General features: G+C 46.3%; 18 protein-coding genes. 15 read left to right on the top strand and 3 right to left on the bottom strand.

The genetic code is table 11. The annotated features are described in order from the left end of the window. Positions 1-15: 15 nt before the first annotated feature. Together ACFO5U_RS07485 and ACFO5U_RS07480 are read left to right on the top strand one after the other, a co-directional pair. Positions 16-1,344: an ATP-dependent helicase ComFA gene (locus ACFO5U_RS07485; RefSeq protein ID WP_377278045.1), complete on the top strand. Its 1,329-nt coding sequence runs from the start codon at positions 16-18 to the stop codon at positions 1,342-1,344. Then, a complete protein-coding gene (locus tag ACFO5U_RS07480) occupies positions 1,341-2,000 on the top strand; it encodes a ComF family protein (protein WP_377278043.1) in 660 nt (219 codons plus the stop codon). The genes ACFO5U_RS07485 and ACFO5U_RS07480 overlap by 4 nt, the downstream gene beginning before the upstream one ends. A 44-nt stretch (positions 2,001-2,044) precedes the next feature. On the opposite strand, the gene ACFO5U_RS07475 is transcribed toward ACFO5U_RS07480, so the two are convergent. Further along, positions 2,045-2,752, bottom strand: coding sequence for an SDR family NAD(P)-dependent oxidoreductase (locus tag ACFO5U_RS07475; RefSeq protein ID WP_377278041.1), 708 nt, complete (start codon positions 2,750-2,752; stop codon positions 2,045-2,047). A gap of 126 nt (positions 2,753-2,878) precedes the next feature. On the opposite strand from ACFO5U_RS07475, the gene hpf reads away from it, so the two are divergent. From hpf to ACFO5U_RS07415, 12 genes are all read left to right on the top strand, one after another. Further along, on the top strand, positions 2,879-3,445 hold the full coding sequence (hpf, locus tag ACFO5U_RS07470; RefSeq protein WP_377278039.1) for a ribosome hibernation-promoting factor, HPF/YfiA family: 567 nt from the start codon (positions 2,879-2,881) through the stop codon (positions 3,443-3,445). Between the two features lie 302 nt (positions 3,446-3,747). Next, the gene (gene secA, locus ACFO5U_RS07465) at positions 3,748-6,264 is read left to right on the top strand and encodes a preprotein translocase subunit SecA (protein WP_377278037.1); all 2,517 of its coding nucleotides are present in this window, start codon (positions 3,748-3,750) and stop codon (positions 6,262-6,264) included. Positions 6,265-6,326: 62 nt separating this feature from the next. Next, positions 6,327-7,428, top strand: a protein-coding gene (gene prfB / locus ACFO5U_RS07460) for a peptide chain release factor 2 (RefSeq protein WP_377279474.1) whose coding sequence is annotated in 2 segments (ribosomal slippage) — positions 6,327-6,398 and positions 6,400-7,428 — 1,101 coding nt in all. Because the reading frame shifts where the segments join, the coding sequence is not laid out codon by codon here. A 190-nt stretch (positions 7,429-7,618) separates the two neighbouring features. Further along, positions 7,619-8,434 (top strand): YitT family protein, encoded by an 816-nt coding sequence (locus ACFO5U_RS07455; protein ID WP_377279473.1) that lies wholly within the window; start codon positions 7,619-7,621, stop codon positions 8,432-8,434. A 55-nt stretch (positions 8,435-8,489) separates the two neighbouring features. Further along, positions 8,490-8,825 carry a cytochrome c551 gene (gene cccB / locus ACFO5U_RS07450; protein ID WP_377278035.1) on the top strand — a complete coding sequence of 112 codons (336 nt, stop codon included), beginning with the start codon at positions 8,490-8,492 and terminating at the stop codon, positions 8,823-8,825. 267 nt (positions 8,826-9,092) lie between these two features. Next, positions 9,093-9,779 carry a cell division ATP-binding protein FtsE gene (ftsE, locus tag ACFO5U_RS07445; protein WP_377278033.1) on the top strand — a complete coding sequence of 229 codons (687 nt, stop codon included), beginning with the start codon at positions 9,093-9,095 and terminating at the stop codon, positions 9,777-9,779. After that, a complete protein-coding gene (gene ftsX / locus ACFO5U_RS07440; RefSeq protein WP_377278032.1) occupies positions 9,769-10,653 on the top strand; it encodes a permease-like cell division protein FtsX in 885 nt (294 codons plus the stop codon). Before ftsE ends, ftsX begins: the two co-directional genes overlap by 11 nt. Before the next feature lie 110 nt (positions 10,654-10,763). Beyond that, entirely contained in the window at positions 10,764-12,311 is a 1,548-nt protein-coding gene (locus ACFO5U_RS07435) for a murein hydrolase activator EnvC family protein (RefSeq protein WP_377278030.1), read from the top strand. Between the two features lie 169 nt (positions 12,312-12,480). Then, positions 12,481-13,068 carry a peroxiredoxin family protein gene (locus ACFO5U_RS07430; protein WP_377278028.1) on the top strand — a complete coding sequence of 196 codons (588 nt, stop codon included), beginning with the start codon at positions 12,481-12,483 and terminating at the stop codon, positions 13,066-13,068. Beyond that, positions 13,068-14,174, top strand: coding sequence for a trans-sulfuration enzyme family protein (locus ACFO5U_RS07425; RefSeq protein ID WP_377278026.1), 1,107 nt, complete (start codon positions 13,068-13,070; stop codon positions 14,172-14,174). The genes ACFO5U_RS07430 and ACFO5U_RS07425 overlap by 1 nt, the downstream gene beginning before the upstream one ends. 219 nt (positions 14,175-14,393) lie before the next feature. Beyond that, positions 14,394-15,551, top strand: a complete 1,158-nt coding sequence (locus ACFO5U_RS07420; protein ID WP_377278024.1) for a PDZ domain-containing protein — start codon at positions 14,394-14,396, stop codon at positions 15,549-15,551. A gap of 12 nt (positions 15,552-15,563) precedes the next feature. After that, positions 15,564-15,821, top strand: a complete 258-nt coding sequence (locus ACFO5U_RS07415) for a CsbA family protein (protein WP_377278022.1) — start codon at positions 15,564-15,566, stop codon at positions 15,819-15,821. Positions 15,822-15,833: 12 nt separating this feature from the next. Here ACFO5U_RS07415 and ACFO5U_RS07410 read toward each other — a convergent pair whose 3' ends face one another. Both ACFO5U_RS07410 and ACFO5U_RS07405 read right to left on the bottom strand, forming a co-directional pair. Beyond that, on the bottom strand, positions 15,834-16,142 hold the full coding sequence (locus ACFO5U_RS07410; RefSeq protein ID WP_377278021.1) for an AzlD domain-containing protein: 309 nt from the start codon (positions 16,140-16,142) through the stop codon (positions 15,834-15,836). Beyond that, a complete protein-coding gene (locus tag ACFO5U_RS07405) occupies positions 16,142-16,834 on the bottom strand; it encodes an AzlC family ABC transporter permease (protein WP_377278020.1) in 693 nt (230 codons plus the stop codon). Before ACFO5U_RS07405 ends, ACFO5U_RS07410 begins: the two co-directional genes overlap by 1 nt. Before the next feature lie 161 nt (positions 16,835-16,995). Here ACFO5U_RS07405 and ACFO5U_RS07400 point away from each other — a divergent pair, with 161 nt between their 5' ends. After that, positions 16,996-17,610, top strand: a complete 615-nt coding sequence (locus tag ACFO5U_RS07400) for a TVP38/TMEM64 family protein (RefSeq protein WP_377278018.1) — start codon at positions 16,996-16,998, stop codon at positions 17,608-17,610. Positions 17,611-17,679: the final 69 nt, after the last annotated feature.

The following is a 17,679-nucleotide window of genomic DNA, read 5'->3' as shown; positions in this document are numbered from 1 at the left end:
AAAAGGAGGACATTCATGAAACCATTGGAAGCATTTTTATCCGGTCGTGTGTGGATCAGGCAAGCCATGCCTTTTACGGAACAGGAATTGCAGCAAGCAATTCAGCAAAATCAAGTGCTGGTGATGCGAGGTATTTCGGATGACGGCGAATGCCGCAGATGTCTCGAGCGGTCACCGTCATCCATCATTGCCTATGAATGCGCGACATGCAATAAAGTATGCAGTTATTGCCGAACATGCCTTAAAATGGGACGCATCAGCAGTTGCACGGAACTGGTATTATGGTCATCGGCAAAGATCAAAAAGGAACGACCAAGAGCTTTCGAGTGGCAAGGTTCGCTCACTTACCTACAAGACAAGGCGTCACTAGCCATTTCTGCGAGCATTGAAAAGGGCAATGACCACTTATTATATGCAGTATGCGGAGCAGGCAAAACGGAAATCCTCTTTTCACCGATCCATGAAGCATTGCAAAAGGGATTGCGCATTTGCGTTGCAGCCCCGCGCACCGATGTTATCCTTGAACTCGCTCCGAGATTCCATCAGGCATTTCCAGACGCCGCCATTCACACCCTCTATGGCAATAGTCCTGAACAAAACGGCTACGGAGAAATCATCCTCGCTACGACACATCAATTATACCGGTTTCAAGACGCTTTCGATTTGTTGTTCGTTGATGAGGCGGATGCCTTTCCATATTCACTTGATCCATCGCTCGAACGCGCGGTAAAAAAAGCAGCCAAACAAAACGCCCCAATCATTTACATCTCTGCGACCCCATCAAAAACACTCCAAAAGAACATCACTGACCATTCCACTATCTTTAGCCGCTATCACGGCGCCCCTTTGCCCGTACCTAGATATCAGTCGCTATGGAACTACGAACGGCACATCCAACGCGGGCGGATTCCGGTTGCCTTGAAACAATGGATCGAAGACAAACTTCGAAAAAAGCAGCCGTTCTTATTGTTCTTGCCCTCTATCGAATTGATTGATCGGGCGGGGCCGTTATTGAAAAATATTGATCCATCCATCGAAGCGGTTCACTCAAAAGACCCCGACCGTAAAGATAAAGTCATGCAGTTGAGGAATGGCGATCTTCCAGGTCTTGTGACATCCACGATTTTAGAGCGGGGCATCACCATTGCGAATCTACATGTAGCGGTCATTGGCGCCGATCACCGTATTTTCGATGCGGCTGCGCTTATTCAGATTGCCGGACGTGTCGGCAGAAGCGCTGCCGAGCCGACAGGGGATGTGTTGTTTTTCCACGACGGCATCACACTTCAAATGGATAAAGCTCGCGACACCATCCTTTCATATAATAAGGAGGCGATTACGTGAACTGCTATTTATGCGATCAAGCACTGCGTTATGTGCCGTCTTGGCGTGGGATTTTTTTATATGAACCCCCGGAAGTGTTATGCCGGGACTGCAGAAGCGGCTTTTTAAGACTGGACGCTACAGGCTGCAGGTTATGCAGCAAGCCGGGAGAGGGTATGTGCCGTGATTGCCTGTATTGGGAAGCTCATGGCTATCAAGGGTTGATCGAATCAGGCACCAGTTTATACAGCTATAATGAAGCGATGAAAAATTGGTTTCATCAATACAAGTTTTTGAAAGATGTCGTGCTGGCAGAAGTGTTTGCCCGCGACTTGATGGTTGTTCTCGCTAATGAGCAGGCAAGTGTTATGCCGATTCCGCTTCATTCCGGAAAACTTAAGGAGCGCAGTTTTTCGCAAGTGGATCAATTGCTTAAGGCCTCCAAAATTCCATACGTCCAGTTGCTGGAGAAATGCGGCGACACTTTAGGGGAGAAAACACGGCAGCAACGGATTGAAACACAGGAGCTATTCCGCTTAAATGGAAACCCGGTCCCGAACAGCATTTTATTGGTGGACGATTTGTATACAACAGGGACGACGATGCGCCATGCAGCTAAAACCTTGAAGGCAGGCGGCGCACAACAAATCCGTATACTGACCTTGATACGCGCTTAAACAACTCACAGCCATAAAAAAGCAGCTGCTGGGCAGCTGCTTGATTAATGTTCGTAAATCATTTTGCGTGTCATCCCGCCGTCGATTGTCAAACACTCACCTGTAATGAAGGAATTTTCGGGATTCGATAGAAATAAACATGCCCTTGCGATATCGTCAGTCGTCCCGGCGCGTCCGCTCCAGTGCTGGTTATGGTCCACATCCCGCAATTCAGATGCGTCGCCTGTGTGAATCCAGCCCGGTGCGATCGAATTGACGCGGATTCCTTTTGTGTGAAGGCTCGCGGCAAGTGAATGGCTCAATGCATAAATGCCGCCTTTAGAAGCCGAATAGGTTTCCGTGCCTTCCTCCGACATAAAGGCTCTTGTCGAGGACATGTTGACGATCGAGCGGATGTCGTCGTCCATATACCGTGCAGCTTCTCGGCTGCAGATAAAGACACTTTTTAAATTCGTATCTAGCACGTGATCCCAATCCTGCTCGGTAATGTCCCAAAGCGATTTGAATTCTGAAATGCCGGCATTATTGACCAGCACATGGATGCTGCCATAAGTTTCGTGTATACTGCGGAATACTTTCTCCACTTCGGAAAAATTCCCTACATCACATTGACGGTATTCAATTCCCTCGCTCGTTAGCGGCGTGATATCGAGTCCGACTACTTTCGCTCCTTGCTTTTGGAAAGATTCTGCTACGGTTTTGCCGATTCCTTGGGCGGCTCCGGTGACGACAACTACTTTATTTGTAAACATGGGCTTCATCTCCTTGTCTCATAGTTTACCTTTTCTCCATACCCGTGAAACTTTTTACGTTTTAAGAAGGAGTCTTCAGGGAACAAGTAGAAATAGATAGATAGCAAAACAGAAGGAGGAGTTCACATGTTGCAATTCAACATCAGAGGCGAAAATATTGAGGTAACTCCCGCTATACGTGAACACATTGAAAAGAAAGTTGAAAAAATTGAACGCTACTTCACCGACGGAGCGAACGCTACCGCGATGGTGAACCTAAAAACGTACAACCATAACCAAACAAAAGTGGAAGTCACGATCCCAATGAAAAACTTAACATTGCGTGCTGAAGAGCGGCACGACGATTTATATGCGGCAATCGACTTGATCGTTGCAAAACTTGAACGTCAAATCCGCAAATATAAAACGAAAGTAAACCGCAAATTCCGTGACCGAGAAGGCATGGGGCTAGCGTTTGCAATAGCCGAGAATGAAGCACAGACGAACGGTTCTACTGATTCTGAAGAAGAAGATTTGAAAATCGTCCGTACAAAACAGTTTGACCTGAAACCAATGGACGAGGAAGAGGCAGTGCTTCAGATGAATATGCTGGGCCATAGTTTCTTCGTCTTTACCGATGCCGAGTCTAACGGGACAAACATCGTGTACAAACGTAAAGACGGTTCATACGGTTTGATCGAAACAACTTCATAAATAGAAAGCCTCCTGTAACGGGAGGCTTTTTTTATTGCTCAAATTCTTTTGCCATTTAGCGAAAGGGAAGACTGTCTCGTAAACTATTGATAGAAATCAGTTGTTTTAGTAATCTATTGCGAGAGTCTTGCTGCTGCATTGTTTGCACGCTTTATAGTGCAGTGTTAAAATGAATGGTGAGATTTTTATTGGAAATGCTGCATTAGATGAAGACAAACTTACAGAACAAAAGGCAATGAAAATACGAGCAATAGCGGTCTGCCGGTTAATAAACCGGAATCGCCATGCAGGGAGCGGTTAACATGCTTGGAGTATTGAATAAAGTATTCGACCCGAATAAACGGGATTTAAAACGATTGGAAAAAGTTGCAGATCAGGTAGAAGCACTAGCGGATGAATATGGTGCGCTGCCGGATGAGGCCTTAAAAGCAAAAACAAATGAATTCACGGAGCGTTTCCAAAAAGGCGAAACGCTGGACGATATGTTGCCGGAAGCTTTTGCGACAGTTCGCGAAGCCTCTAAGCGCGTACTTGGGATGTATCCATTCCGCGTACAGATCATGGGGGCGGCGTCGCTTCACCAAGGGAATATCTCCGAAATGAAGACCGGTGAAGGTAAAACTTTAACTTCGACGATGGCTGTTTATTTAAACGCCATTACGAAAAAAGGCGTCCATGTAGTTACGGTTAACGAATACCTGGCGAGCCGTGATGCAGAAGAAATGGGCAAATTGTATAATTGGCTTGGTTTGACGGTCGGTTTGAACATCAACAGCTTGACCAAAGACGAAAAGCGCGAAGCATATGAAGCCGATATTACGTACAGTACAAACAATGAACTTGGTTTTGATTATTTGCGCGATAATATGGTGCTTTATAAAGAAGATATGGTGCAACGTCCGCTGCATTTTGCGGTCATTGATGAAGTTGACTCCATTTTAGTCGATGAAGCACGTACACCATTGATCATTTCAGGGCAAGCTGCAAAATCCGCACAGATGTATATGCAGGCAAATGCATTTGCACGTCTGTTAACGAAAGATACTGATTATGCTTATGATGAAACGACAAAAGGTGTCGTATTGACAGAAGACGGCATTGAAAAAGTGGAGAAAGCTTTCGGCATCGACAATTTGTTCGACTTGACGCATGTTCGCTTAAACCATGCGATCAACCAATCGCTAAAAGCACATGTCACGATGCAAAAAGATGTCGATTACGTCGTACAAGATGGCGAAGTGGTCATCGTTGACCAGTTTACCGGCCGACTGATGAAAGGCCGCCGCTATTCAGACGGGCTGCACCAAGCGATTGAAGCAAAAGAAGGCCTCGAAGTGCAAAACGAGTCGATGACAATGGCGACCATCACATTCCAGAACTATTTCCGGAAATATGAAAAATTGTCCGGGATGACCGGTACGGCAAAAACAGAGGAAGAAGAGTTTCGCAATATCTACAATATGAACGTGATTTCAATTCCGACAAACAAGCCGATCATCCGCGATGACCGTGTCGATTTGATTTATGCGACGACTGAAGGCAAATACAAAGCCGTCGCAGAAGATATTATCGAACGCCATGAAAAAGGGCAGCCGGTACTAGTCGGAACCGTAGCGATTGAAACTTCGGAAATCATTTCCGCTTATTTATCGAAACGGGGCATTAAGCACTCGGTCTTGAATGCGAAGAACCACGCCCACGAAGCCGAGATCATCTTGGATGCCGGCCGAAAAGGCGCCGTGACCATTGCCACAAACATGGCAGGACGCGGTACCGATATCAAACTTGGCGAAGGTGTCATCGAAGCTGGCGGGCTGGCTGTTCTCGGTACGGAACGCCATGAATCACGCCGAATCGATAACCAGTTGCGCGGCCGTTCGGGACGCCAAGGAGATCCGGGTGTGACCCAATTCTATCTATCTTTGGAAGATGACTTGATGCGCCGTTTCGGATCGGATTCGATGCGCAGCATGATGGGGAAACTCGGTATGGATGATACCCAGCCGCTTCAGTCGCGCATGGTGACACGCTCTGTAGAATCTGCCCAAAAACGGGTGGAGGGTAATAACTTCGATGCACGGAAACGCTTGCTGCAGTATGATGATGTCTTGCGTGAACAACGTGAAATCATTTACAAAGAGCGATTGGAAGTTCTGGAGACCGAGAACATGCGTGCACTTGTCGAGAATATGATCGACGGTTCAGTAGGACGCACGGTTGCGAGCTATACAACGGGTGAAACACCGGAAGAATGGAATTTAAAGTCTCTGACGGAAGTGATTTCAGCCAATCTTCTGCCGGAAGACGCTATCACGGAAGCAGATCTTGAAGGCAAAACACAAGAACAGATCATTGAGCTTATCCGCAGTGAAGTGACGAAGCATTATAATGAAAAAGAAGCGGAAATGACGCCGGATCGCATGCGCGAATTCGAAAAAGTTGTCCTGCTGCGTTCGATCGACACGAAATGGATCGACCACATCGATGCGATGGATCAATTGCGCCAAGGAATCCACTTGCGTGCATACGGCCAGACCGATCCATTACGTGAATATCAAAATGAAGGCTTTGCAATGTTTGAATCGATGATTGCAGCGATCGAAGACGATGTCGCGAAATATTCGATGAAAGCAGAAATCAAAAACAACCTTCAGCGTGAGGAAGTAGCTAAAGGGCAGGCAGTCAACCCAAAAGAAGGCGGAGAAGCAAAGCGCACGAAGAAAGAACCTGCGCGCCGTGAAATGGAAGTCGGCCGCAACGACCTATGTCCATGCGGCAGCGGCAAAAAGTTTAAGAACTGCCACGGGGCAGTTTCGTAAATGAGTGACATGGCCGAAGAGCATAAGCTCTTCGGCATTATTATGAGGAGGAAATTATGATGATGGAATTATCCGATATTCGCAACGAGCTTGACAAAACAGCCGAGAAACTGGCCGACTTTAGGGGGTCTCTTTGACTTAGAAAACAAAGAGGCGCGCATACAGGAATTGGACGAGCGCATGCTTGATCCGAATTTCTGGAACAGCCAGGAAGAAGCACAAACCGTTATTGCTGAAATGAATATCTTAAAAGATACGGTCAACCGTTATCGCAAGTTCGAAGATGAGCAAGAAAATATGGAAATGACGCTTGAACTGTTGCGCGAAGAGCCGGACGAGGAACTTCACGAAGAAGTGAGCGGAGAACTAAAACAGTTTCTATCTGAACTGAGCAGCTTTGAACTGGAGCTATTGTTGAGCGAACCTTACGATAAAAACAGCGCCATTTTGGAACTGCATCCAGGAGCAGGCGGAACCGAATCACAAGACTGGTGTTCCATGCTTTTGCGCATGTACACGCGCTGGGCTGAAAAACGGGGCTTCAAAGTAGAAACTTTAGATTATTTGGCAGGAGACGAAGCGGGTGTCAAATCTGTCACGCTCGGCATTAAAGGCCATAACGCATACGGTTACTTGAAAGCGGAAAAAGGCGTTCACCGCCTTGTCCGCATTTCACCGTTCGACTCATCGGGCCGACGCCATACGTCTTTTGTATCGTGTGAAGTCATGCCGGAGTTTACTGGTGAGATAGAGATCGATATCCGGACGGAAGATTTAAAAATCGATACGTACCGGGCAAGCGGCGCCGGTGGCCAGCACATCAACACGACAGATTCCGCTGTCCGCATTACGCATCTTCCGACCAACTCTGTCGTTACGTGCCAACAGGAGCGCTCGCAGATCAAAAACCGTGAGAAAGCGATGCAAATGCTAAAAGCAAAACTGTATGCGCTGAAGATCGAAGAACAGCAGCAAGAATTACTGGAAATCCGCGGCGAACAAAAAGAAATCGGCTGGGGAAGCCAGATCCGTTCTTATGTGTTCCACCCGTATTCCATGGTGAAAGACCATCGCACCAACTATGAAACCGGCAATCTTCAAGCGGTCATGGATGGCGATTTGGATGGCTTTATCCACGCGATGCTGCGTTCGAAAATGCAATAAAAACATACAAAGGCACAAAGCGCTTAGCTTTGTGCCTTTTTGCTTTATTTGGATGAAGTTCACAAAAATCAGGGCGTCTGCTATACTCTGACAGGGTTCAAACGAATTATAGTAGAAAGAGGAATTATATCTGATGAGTAAACGTAATTTACGCAAACAAAAACATCCGCATCCGATCTTGGCCACCGTGATGGATTATCTCGCCGTTTTAGCAGGCGCTGCGATAGTGGCGATCTCCTTTAACGTCTTCTTATTGCCGAACGAAGTGGCGTCCGGTGGCGTCAGCGGAATCAGTACCATTCTTTTTGGGCTTTTTGAATGGAAACCGGCCTTTGTCCAATGGGCGATGAACATCCCTTTATTCATTGCAGGGCTGATTTTGCTCGGTAAGAATTTCGGCATTAAAACAGCAGTCGGAACCGTATTTTTGCCGTTGGTCGTCTTTTTGACGGAAAGCTGGGAACCGTGGACATTAGATCCACTTCTCGGTTCTTTGTTCGGGGGTATCATGGTGGGGCTCGGGCTCGGCATCGTGTTTCGCGGCAAGGCTTCTACGGGAGGAACGGATCTTGCTGCACAAATCATCACGAAATATACCGGGTTGACGCTTGGCACGAGTGTGGCTATCATCGATGGAATGATCGTATTGGCGGCTGCCATTGTTTTTGATATCGAAAAAGGTTTATACGCGTTGATCGGCCTGTACTTGACGACGAAAACAATCGACTTGGTTCAAGTTGGGTTCGGACGGTCAAAAATGGTTTACATCATTACAAACAAACAAGTGGAAATCCGTGAAGCAATATACGAGGAAGTCGATCGGGGCGTCACGGAGTTGACAGCTACCGGTGGTTATTCCGGTACGGAAAAGCCTATTCTTATGGTGGTCATTCCACAAACGGATTTCACAAGGTTGAAACAATTGGTCAAATTGATCGATCCACAAGCCTTCGTCATCGTATCAGATGCTTCAGAAGTGCTAGGGGAAGGTTTCAAACGCGCCTAACTTTGGTATACTCGTAATGAGTGTATAAATAGCAAGTCATAGAGGAGGACGTTCCATGAAAAAGCAATTAATGACGATTTTATTCGGTACTGTATTGGTTCTAGGAGCTTGTGGCGGCGGAGATGATGCGGCACCAGAAGAACCAGTGGATACAGGCGGCGAAACGGCAGTGGTCGATGCTGAACAAGTTATTCAGCAAAACTGTATTTCTTGCCACGGTGAAAACCTCGAAGGCGCTGGCAACTTCCCGGCATTGAATGATGTAGGTTCACGCTTGTCAGAAGAAGAAATTTTGGACATTATTGAAAATGGCAAAGGTGCAATGCCAGCAAACATTATCCAGGGTGAAGAAGCACAAGCAGTAGCAGAATATTTAGCAAACCAACAATAAACCGGCATTTAGCCCGGTTTATTTTTTTTGGTAAAAAACAGAGCGATTCAGCATGCTAATGGTAAATTAATTCCAAATAAAAGTGAGTAATTACCTTATAAAATTAAAATTTCAGATAACTAGTTGTATTGAGACTGAGTCCGAAATGAAATGTAACTGTAACAAAAAAGAGGTTTACGGATGTTATAATAATCGTGCTGCAAATTTTACTATGCATACCGGAAATCTAATTTCAGCATCGACTGAAATAATATAGGTGGTCTATAAATGATACAAATGAAGAATGTCTACAAAAAATATCCGAACGGCATTGTGGCTCTCAACGGATTGAATGTTGAGATCGAACAGGGCGAATTTGTTTATATCGTCGGGCCGAGTGGAGCTGGGAAATCGACTTTCATTAAAATGATGTACCGTGAAGAACGTCCGTCTTCCGGACAAATGTTGGTTGACGGTACTGATATTGCGAAACTGAAAAGCCGAAAAGTACCGCTTTTGCGCCGTGATATCGGCGTAGTCTTCCAGGATTTCAAACTATTGCCACGGTTAAATGTTTATGAAAATGTTGCATTCGCCTTGGAAGTAATCGAAGAAAAGCCGAAAGTGATTAAAGAGCGAGTCATGGAAGTACTGGACATGGTCGGGCTGAAGCACAAAGCGAAAATGTTTCCGCGTGAATTATCAGGCGGCGAACAACAACGCGTATCGATTGCACGGTCAATTGTCAATACGCCGAAAGTGATGATCGCCGACGAACCGACAGGGAACCTTGATCCTGAAACTTCGTGGGACATCATGAACTTGTTTGAACAAATTAATTCGACAGGAACTACTATTATTATGGCGACACATAACCGGGAAATCGTCAATAAGCTTAGACATCGCGTCATCGCCATTGAAGGCGGACTAATTGTACGGGATGCAGCCGGAGGTGACTACGGCTATGAAGATTAGAACGTTCGGCCGCCACATCAAGGAAAGTTTAAAGAGTCTCGGCAGAAACGGCTGGATGACATTCGCATCAGTCAGTGCTGTAACCGTCACTTTGTTATTAGTAGGTGTATTCGTCATGATCATGATGAACTTAAACAAAGTGGCAGATGATTTGGAAAACGATGTAGAAATCAAAGTCTTTGTTTCGCTTGATGCAGACGAAGAAGCGATAGAAGAATTGGAAACCGAAATAAACGAATTATCTGGAGTCGAGACAGCAGACTTTTCTACGAAAGAACAAGAGCTGACAGATTTGGTGCTCGACTTCGGCGAAGAATTGAGCTTATTCGAACAAAGCAATCCACTATTCGATGTGTTTTATGTCAAAGCAGTGGAGCCTCAACAAACAGAAACGGTAGCATTAGAAATTGAGACATTGGACTACATTGAAAATGTAGAATATGGCGAAGGAAAAATCGAAAAACTATTCGATTTCTTAAATGCAGGACGCAACGTCGGTTTGATCCTCATTTTGGCGCTGTTGTTCACAGCCATGTTCTTGATTTCCAATACGATCCGCATTACTATTGTCGCGCGGCGCACTGAAATCGAAATCATGAAGCTCGTTGGTGCTACCAACTGGTTCGTGCGCATTCCTTTCATCTTGGAAGGCATGTGGTTAGGGATTCTCGGTTCGATTATACCGATTGGCCTAATTATTGTGCTCTATCAACGAGTCACGGAATTTGCGCAACCGCGATTAAGCGGAGAGCTATTCCAGCTGCTTGAATTCTCACCATTTATTTACCAAGTCAGTGCATTGATACTGGCAATGGGAATCTTCATCGGCATCTGGGGAAGTTTTATGTCCATTCGCAAGTTCTTACGTGTATAATCAATCAAAGGCCTATGGTCGCGTGATAACCATAGGCCTTAAACTTACATAAAATAGGAAAAATAATACAGACATAGAAAAAGATCGTAAAACGAAAGGGGAAAGAGAACTTGAAATTGAAGTCTAAATGGATGGTCACTGGCGTTTCTTCGGTTTTAGCATTGTCTCTACTCGTACCAGGAGCACATGCAAGTGAAAAGTTAAATAAATTGGAACAGCAACAAGAAGAAGTTCAGAAAGAACAGCGTAAATTGCAGAAGGAACAAAAAGAGCTCGAACAGAAAGAAGAAAAACTAAATTCCGGAATTCAAGAAAAGCAAGGTGAAATTAAAGAAACGTCATCAAAACTGGATAGCATCGTTTCCGAAATCCAGCAATTGGATGAAAAAATGCAAGAAACGCAAGGGAAGATCAATACTTTGCAAGCAGAAATCGATCAAACAAAAGAGGAAATCGATGAACTGAAAAAAGCGATCAAAGAGTTGGAGCGAAAAATTGATGAACGTACCGAATTGCTTAAAGAGCGGGCACGTGCGATTCAACTTAGCGGGGGTTCAGTCGAGTACATAGATGTCCTTTTAGGCGCCAACAGCTTTATAGATTTCATCGACCGTTTCTCAGCAGTCAACACCTTAATGGAAGCTGACCGTGACATTATGCGCGAACAAGCAGCAGATAAAAAAGACTTAGCAGCTAAAAAAGAAGCGGTTGAAACGATTTTGGCTTCTCAAGAAGAACGCCGTGTGGAATTGGAGAGCTTGAAAGCTTCTTTAGACGGACAGAAGAAAGAACAAGCTGGATTGAAAAAGAATATGGAAGCTGAACAAGCCCGTTTAGCTAATGAAAAATCCGATTTAGAAGCGCAGCATGAAGAAGCGCTCGAAGTAAGTGCAGCTGTGGAGAAACAAATCATGGGCCAGCAATCACGCATGGCAGAGCTTGCGAAGCAAGCAGAGGCTGAACATGCACGTATTGCTGAAGCAGAACGAAAAGCGGCAGCTGAAAAAGCCGCTGCAGAGAAAGCGGCAGCTGAACGTGCAGCTGCAGAAAAAGCAGCAGCCGAGCGTGCAGCAGCCGAACAAGCAGCAGCCGACAAGGCAGCAGCCGATAAGGCAGCAGCCGATAAGGCAGCAGCGGCGGCAAGTGTGAAAGCTGCTGCTCCAAAAGCAGCGGCAACACCGGCTCCGACACCAACACCGGCACCAGCCGCAGCACCTGCTTCAACTCCTGCGCCTGTCGTGCAAACGACAGCAAATTTTGTTATGCCGGCAGCAGGACGCCATACATCTGGATTTGGCGGACGCGATATCGGGGATGGCCATGAATCACACCTAGGCTATGATATTGCGAATAGCCCAGGTACGCCAATCGTTGCATCCGCTGGCGGATTTGTATCATTTGCAGGCTCGATGGGCGGTTATGGCAATGTCATCATCATCAACCACTCGATCAATGGCCAGGCATATGCGACAGTATATGCGCATTTGAATTCCATTGCGGTATCAGTCGGTCAAAAAGTGGATCAACGCCAGTATATCGGCGGAATGGGCAACACGGGCCGTTCGACGGGGCCGCATTTGCATTTTGAAATCCATGTAGGAACTTGGAACGGTTCACGCAGCAATGCAGTGAATCCAGCCAATTATTTGTCTTATTAATTGCCATAAAGCCGCCAAGGCGTTGTCGCGTAGTTTCAGCTTACTGGAACTGCGGGAGCGTCCTTGACGGCTTTTTGTTTACCTGCAGTTTCCATAGATGAGCTGTGCGAATTTACTGGCTAGAAACAACTGGTTTATCGTATGATGGAGTTTGAATGGAGTGAAATAAATGTCGAAGAAAATGATTGTGCTTCTGACAGTAGCTATTGTTATTATCGCTCTTGCTGTCTGGGCGGTCATCGATAACCAGCGGGAAGAACGGGCATTGAATAATATGGCGCTTGGCAGCAATGTTGATTTCCTGCCGACAGATGAAGGCTTAGCGAGAGGTGAAGCGGCTCCTGATTTTGAATTGACGACTCTTACAGGAGAACAGATGCGTTTATCGGATTACCGGGGAAAAGCGGTCATCCTTAACTTTTGGGCCACCTGGTGCCCGCCATGCCGTGCAGAAATGCCTCATATGCAAGACTTTTATGAGAATCAGCAAGATAATGATGTGGAAGTGGTGGCCGTCAATCTGACGACAGAAGACCGAGGATTATCGACGATTGAGAATTTTGTCGAAGAGTATGCTTTGAGCTTTCCGATTCCCATGGATGTAGATGGCGAAATCGGCGCACTGTATCAAGCGTTTTCGATTCCGACTTCTTACGTCATCGACCGCGAAGGCATAGTCCGGCACAAGATTGTCGGGCCGATGAATGAGGAAATGATGAATGGATTTATAGAAGAAATAGATAAGGGGGAATTTTAATGTCAACAATCGAAACAAAATCAGTTCATACAGCTACGATGGAAGAGCGGATCATTCGACCGAAAGTCATGCCGGTTTACCAAAGCTCTGCGTTTTCTTTTTCATCACTGGAGGAGTTGGAAGGCTATTATGAAGGAAACGGAACATATTTGTATACCCGGACAGCGAATCCGAACACCGATGCGCTTGGCCAAACGGTGGCCGTGTTAGAAGGTGCTCCGAGAGGTGTTGCGGCATCTTCGGGGATGTCGGCGATACTTGCTGGAATCTTAGCTGTCGTGCGCTCAGGAGACCATGTGTTGGCTGCTGAAGATGTGTACGGCGGAACCTTCCATCTATTGAAAGAAGAATTGGAGCGTCTTGGAATTACCGTGCATTTTGCCGATTTTGCGCAACTCAGCAATGTGGAACAAATTTTGATCGATTATCCCGAAGTGAAACTCATCGTCAGTGAGTCGATCACCAATCCGTTTTTACGCATTGAAGACATAGATGTATTGGCGCAACTGAAAAAACATTACGGCGTCAAAGTGATGATCGATAATACTTTTGCTACACCTTACACGTTTACGCCATATGGCCAAGGGGCGGATTTGGTCGTACATAGTGCAACAAAATACCTCGGCGGCCATAGTGACGTCACTTCCGGTGTCTTGGTGGGTGATGAGGCCTTGATCGATGAGGCGACCAAACGCGTCGTCAACCTCGGCATGAACTTGAGCCCTTTCGAAGCATGGCTGACAATACGCGGCATAAAAACTTTGGCGCTGCGCATGGAGAAACAAACAGCAAATGCACAGGCTATCGCAGATTTCTTGCAGGATAAAGCACGGGTCTGGTATCCAGGAAAAGGCGCAATCGTCTCGTTCGAATTGCCGGAGTCAGCAGATGTCTCTAAATTCTTCTCTTCACTCGGATGGATTAAAATCGTCCCGACGCTAGCCGGTGTTGAAACGACGGTTTCCTATCCGTTCGGCACATCTCACCGTGCGCTGTCCGCCGAAGAAAAACAAAAAATTGGCGTCAACGAGCGCATCGTCCGGTTGTCTGCGGGCATCGAAGGGATAGAAGATATCCTGGAACAGCTGGCGCTTGCGTTCGATTGATTGAAAAAGGTGTAGGGCTATCCTTATATCTTTGGTACAATGAAAGATAAGTTTGTTTATGGTTGTTGATGAATGGGTCTTCTTTTATTCCTATTTCCATTAGTGGGGGAGCCAGAAGTTTAAAAAGGTTCGCAAAGATAAGCTATATGTCGAAACGCCATATATGACGACAAGGAATTACTTGCTTTATACATTTAGCTTAAGGATGGTGTCAGTAGAGTGTTAACGGATTTGTTGATGGCAATCGCCATGTTTTTTCTTAACCCTGTTTTTTACGTCGCATTATTTGCTGCGACGATGCTTGGATATTTCCGCGTGAAAAAGGAGCGTCGTATTTTCCGGACCCGGATTGTTTACGGCGGAACTGAATTCAAGCGCTTGTTAAAAGATGGATTGCTGGCAGCCATCATTTTGTCAGCCATTATCCTCGCAGCCGGTTTGGTCGTGCCGTTGGAATGGCTGATTGCGCTCAGCATCATCAGCGTCGTTGTCATGTTGACCGGCTTCTATCATGCCGCTTCATTCGTTTATTTGGCAGGAGCAGCCGCTGTTATCGTTTGGCTGTTTCAATCCAACGGTTGGAATGTCAACCTTGGTTTGGTTGAAATGACAGGCCGTGAATTATCGACCGGCTGGCTCGTTCCGGTCGCCTTGATCACCGGTGTGGTTTTGTTTATAGAGAGCCGCATGGTGGAAAAAGCTGCAGCCGCCGCCGCTTCGCCACGCTTGCATAAATCTTCGCGAGGTTTGCGCGCTGCTGCTTATATTTCACGCCGCCTTTGGCTGCTTCCGGTAATCCTGATCGTGCCGGGTGAAATGGTTTCTGACTACGCACCATATTGGCCGCAATTGCCGATTGGCGAAACGGCATTTTCATTTATTTTATTCCCGTTTGTCTTCGGCTTCCAAGGTCGCAGCCACCGCACATTGCCCGTGTATTTATATCCGAAAATCGCCAAGTCTATTGCTTGGGTGTCCGTCTTGACGGTTGTTCTGGCGTTGATTGGTTTAGTGTGGCTTCCAATGGCGGCTATCGCATTAGCTTTAGGCGCAGTTAGCCGTTTGATCGTTTCATTGTATTATGCTCAAAAAGAACGCAGTGGCAACTACGCAGTGACGCCGCAAGCGCAAGGAGTGATGATCATCGACGTGCTTCCTGGATCTCCAGCGCAAAAGATGGGACTTGTACGCGGGGAAATCATCCGCAAAGTAAATGGCACAATCGTCACGAACGAAACCGAACTGTACGAAGCGATTCAACTGAACGCAGCTCATTGCCGCCTTGAAGTGATCGACCATAACCTGGAAGTTCGTTTGCGCCAGCATGTTGTGTTCCGCCATGACCACCACCGCCTGGGACTATTGATTGTCGAGTAGGGGGAGAAATATATGGAGTCGATGGTAACTAAATTTTTTCTTTCACTGTTTGTGCCTGCATTGCTGGTAGTGTTGTTCACGCGAGTGACCTATAACCACATCGTTGCATTGATTTTGACAGTAGCGCTCATTGCAGCAGCAGTTTATGCAGGATTTACCCATACTTGGCTGTTATTCGCCGTCAATGCGGCTTCTTTAACAGCCGGATTCTGGTATGCGAGCAATATGTATCATAAACGAAAAAAAGCCGAAGCTCATGAGAATGAGTGACGGCTTTTTTTGTTATCCTATCCAAAGTCCATATACGGATAAAATGGCAATTGTCCCGAGCACGACTAGAATGACATTGGCTCCGGTAAAAGCGATGGCAAATGCAGAGATTGCACCGATTATGCCGAACCAAATATTGTCCTGGACAAACAGCACCGCTGGGAAGATTAATGCACCCAAAACGGCGTAAGGGATATTTCTCAATACATTCTGTACAGGTTCCGGCAATTCACGGCCTTCCAAAAAGGTTAACGGAATCGCGCGTGGAATATAAGTAACAAGGGCCATGCCGATTATCATCCACCAAAACCATGCGCCCATTAGGCAGACACTCCTTTCCGTGAAATCAATTCAATGAGGATAGCTGAAGCGAGTGTAGACACCATGATCGCCCAGCCGGTCGACAGCCAGCCCGTAAAATAAAATAATGAATTGAATAAAGCGGCAATCAAAGCTAAGCTAACGACTTTTCGGTTGCCTTTCATGGACGGCACAAGCAAGCCGACAAACATCGCATAAAGCGCAATCGACATGGAGGCTTGCAAGAATGGCGGCAGGCTGGCACCGATCAAATGGCCGACTGCCGTAAAGCTGACCCAGCTGCCATAGGCAATGATGATGACTCCAGCAGCAAAAGAAGTGCGGATATTCTCTCCCTTTTGCGTGGCGAGCACGGTGAAGGTTTCATCGGTAATGCCGAACGCATAAAGCGCTTTTTTCCAGCGTGCATCGGGCTGCATCTTTTCATTCAATGCTGCGGTCATCAAAAAGTGCCGGATATTGACGATGAACGTATTGACCACGATAAGCGCGGGAAGAACCCCTGCTGTAATGAGGGATAGAGATATGTACTGGGCAGCACCGGCAAAAACGAATATGCTCATAGCTGTCGCTTCGATAAGCGATAGCCCGGTTGTTTTTGCCAGCAAGCCAAACGTCAACGCTACCGGGAAATAACCGATGGCGATGCTGGCACCGGCTTTCAGCCCAGATGTAAATCCGTGTTCCTGCAATTTTTCTCGCTCCTTTTGATGAAAGTATTTCTCTTTTCCAAACTGGGAGAAAGAGTGTAAAGTAATTATAATAGCATAGCATATATTTTCCTTATTTTATGAATACATTTTTGAAAAATCGCGCTATTAAAGGGAATGAGACTATGATGGATTTTTTTACTATGGAAAACATTGTTGAATTGACAAAATCGTACCGCGCATTCGGCCCGTTTATCGGCTTTTTGCTGCCGTTCATTGAGTCCTTTTTGCCGTTTTTGCCGCTGTTCGTTTTCGTTTTTGCTAACGCGACAGCTTACGGTTTATGGCTTGGTTTCTTGCTGTCATGGGCAGGGGCAGTCGCAGGATCGTATACGGTTTTCTTATTGATCCGCAAATACGGGCAAGCGCGTTTCATGAACTTCATGACTCGCCACCAAAAAGTAGAGAGGCTCATTCATTGGGTCGAGCGCAACGGCTTCGGGCCGCTATTTTTGTTGCTGTGTTTCCCCTTTACACCATCGGCCTTGGTAAACTTGGTGGCAGGATTATCGAATATTAGCCGCCAGTATTATTTGCTGACCTTGATGGCTGGAAAGTTTGTCATGGTGTTCACCATTTCCTATGTCGGCTATGATATTCGTGCATTATTCACGCAGCCTGTCCGCACGGGAATCGTCATTGCCGTAATCGTGCTATTGTATGTGGTCGGCAAAATCCTTGAGAAGCGCCTCAACAAAAGAGTGGAAGCCGATTTCCGGCGGGCAAAAGAAGAGCGAGAAAAAGAAACATTATCCTAATTGGATTTTCGCCATTTAGCGGAAAATGAGATACAATAAGAACAAATGTTCCGTATGAGGAGGGGTTGG

The organism is Planococcus dechangensis (assembly GCF_042654465.1).
GTDB classification, from domain to species: domain Bacteria; phylum Bacillota; class Bacilli; order Bacillales_A; family Planococcaceae; genus Planococcus; species Planococcus dechangensis.
The sequence above is the reverse complement of the archived record's forward strand: the minus strand, read 5'-3'. Positions and strand labels throughout refer to the sequence as shown.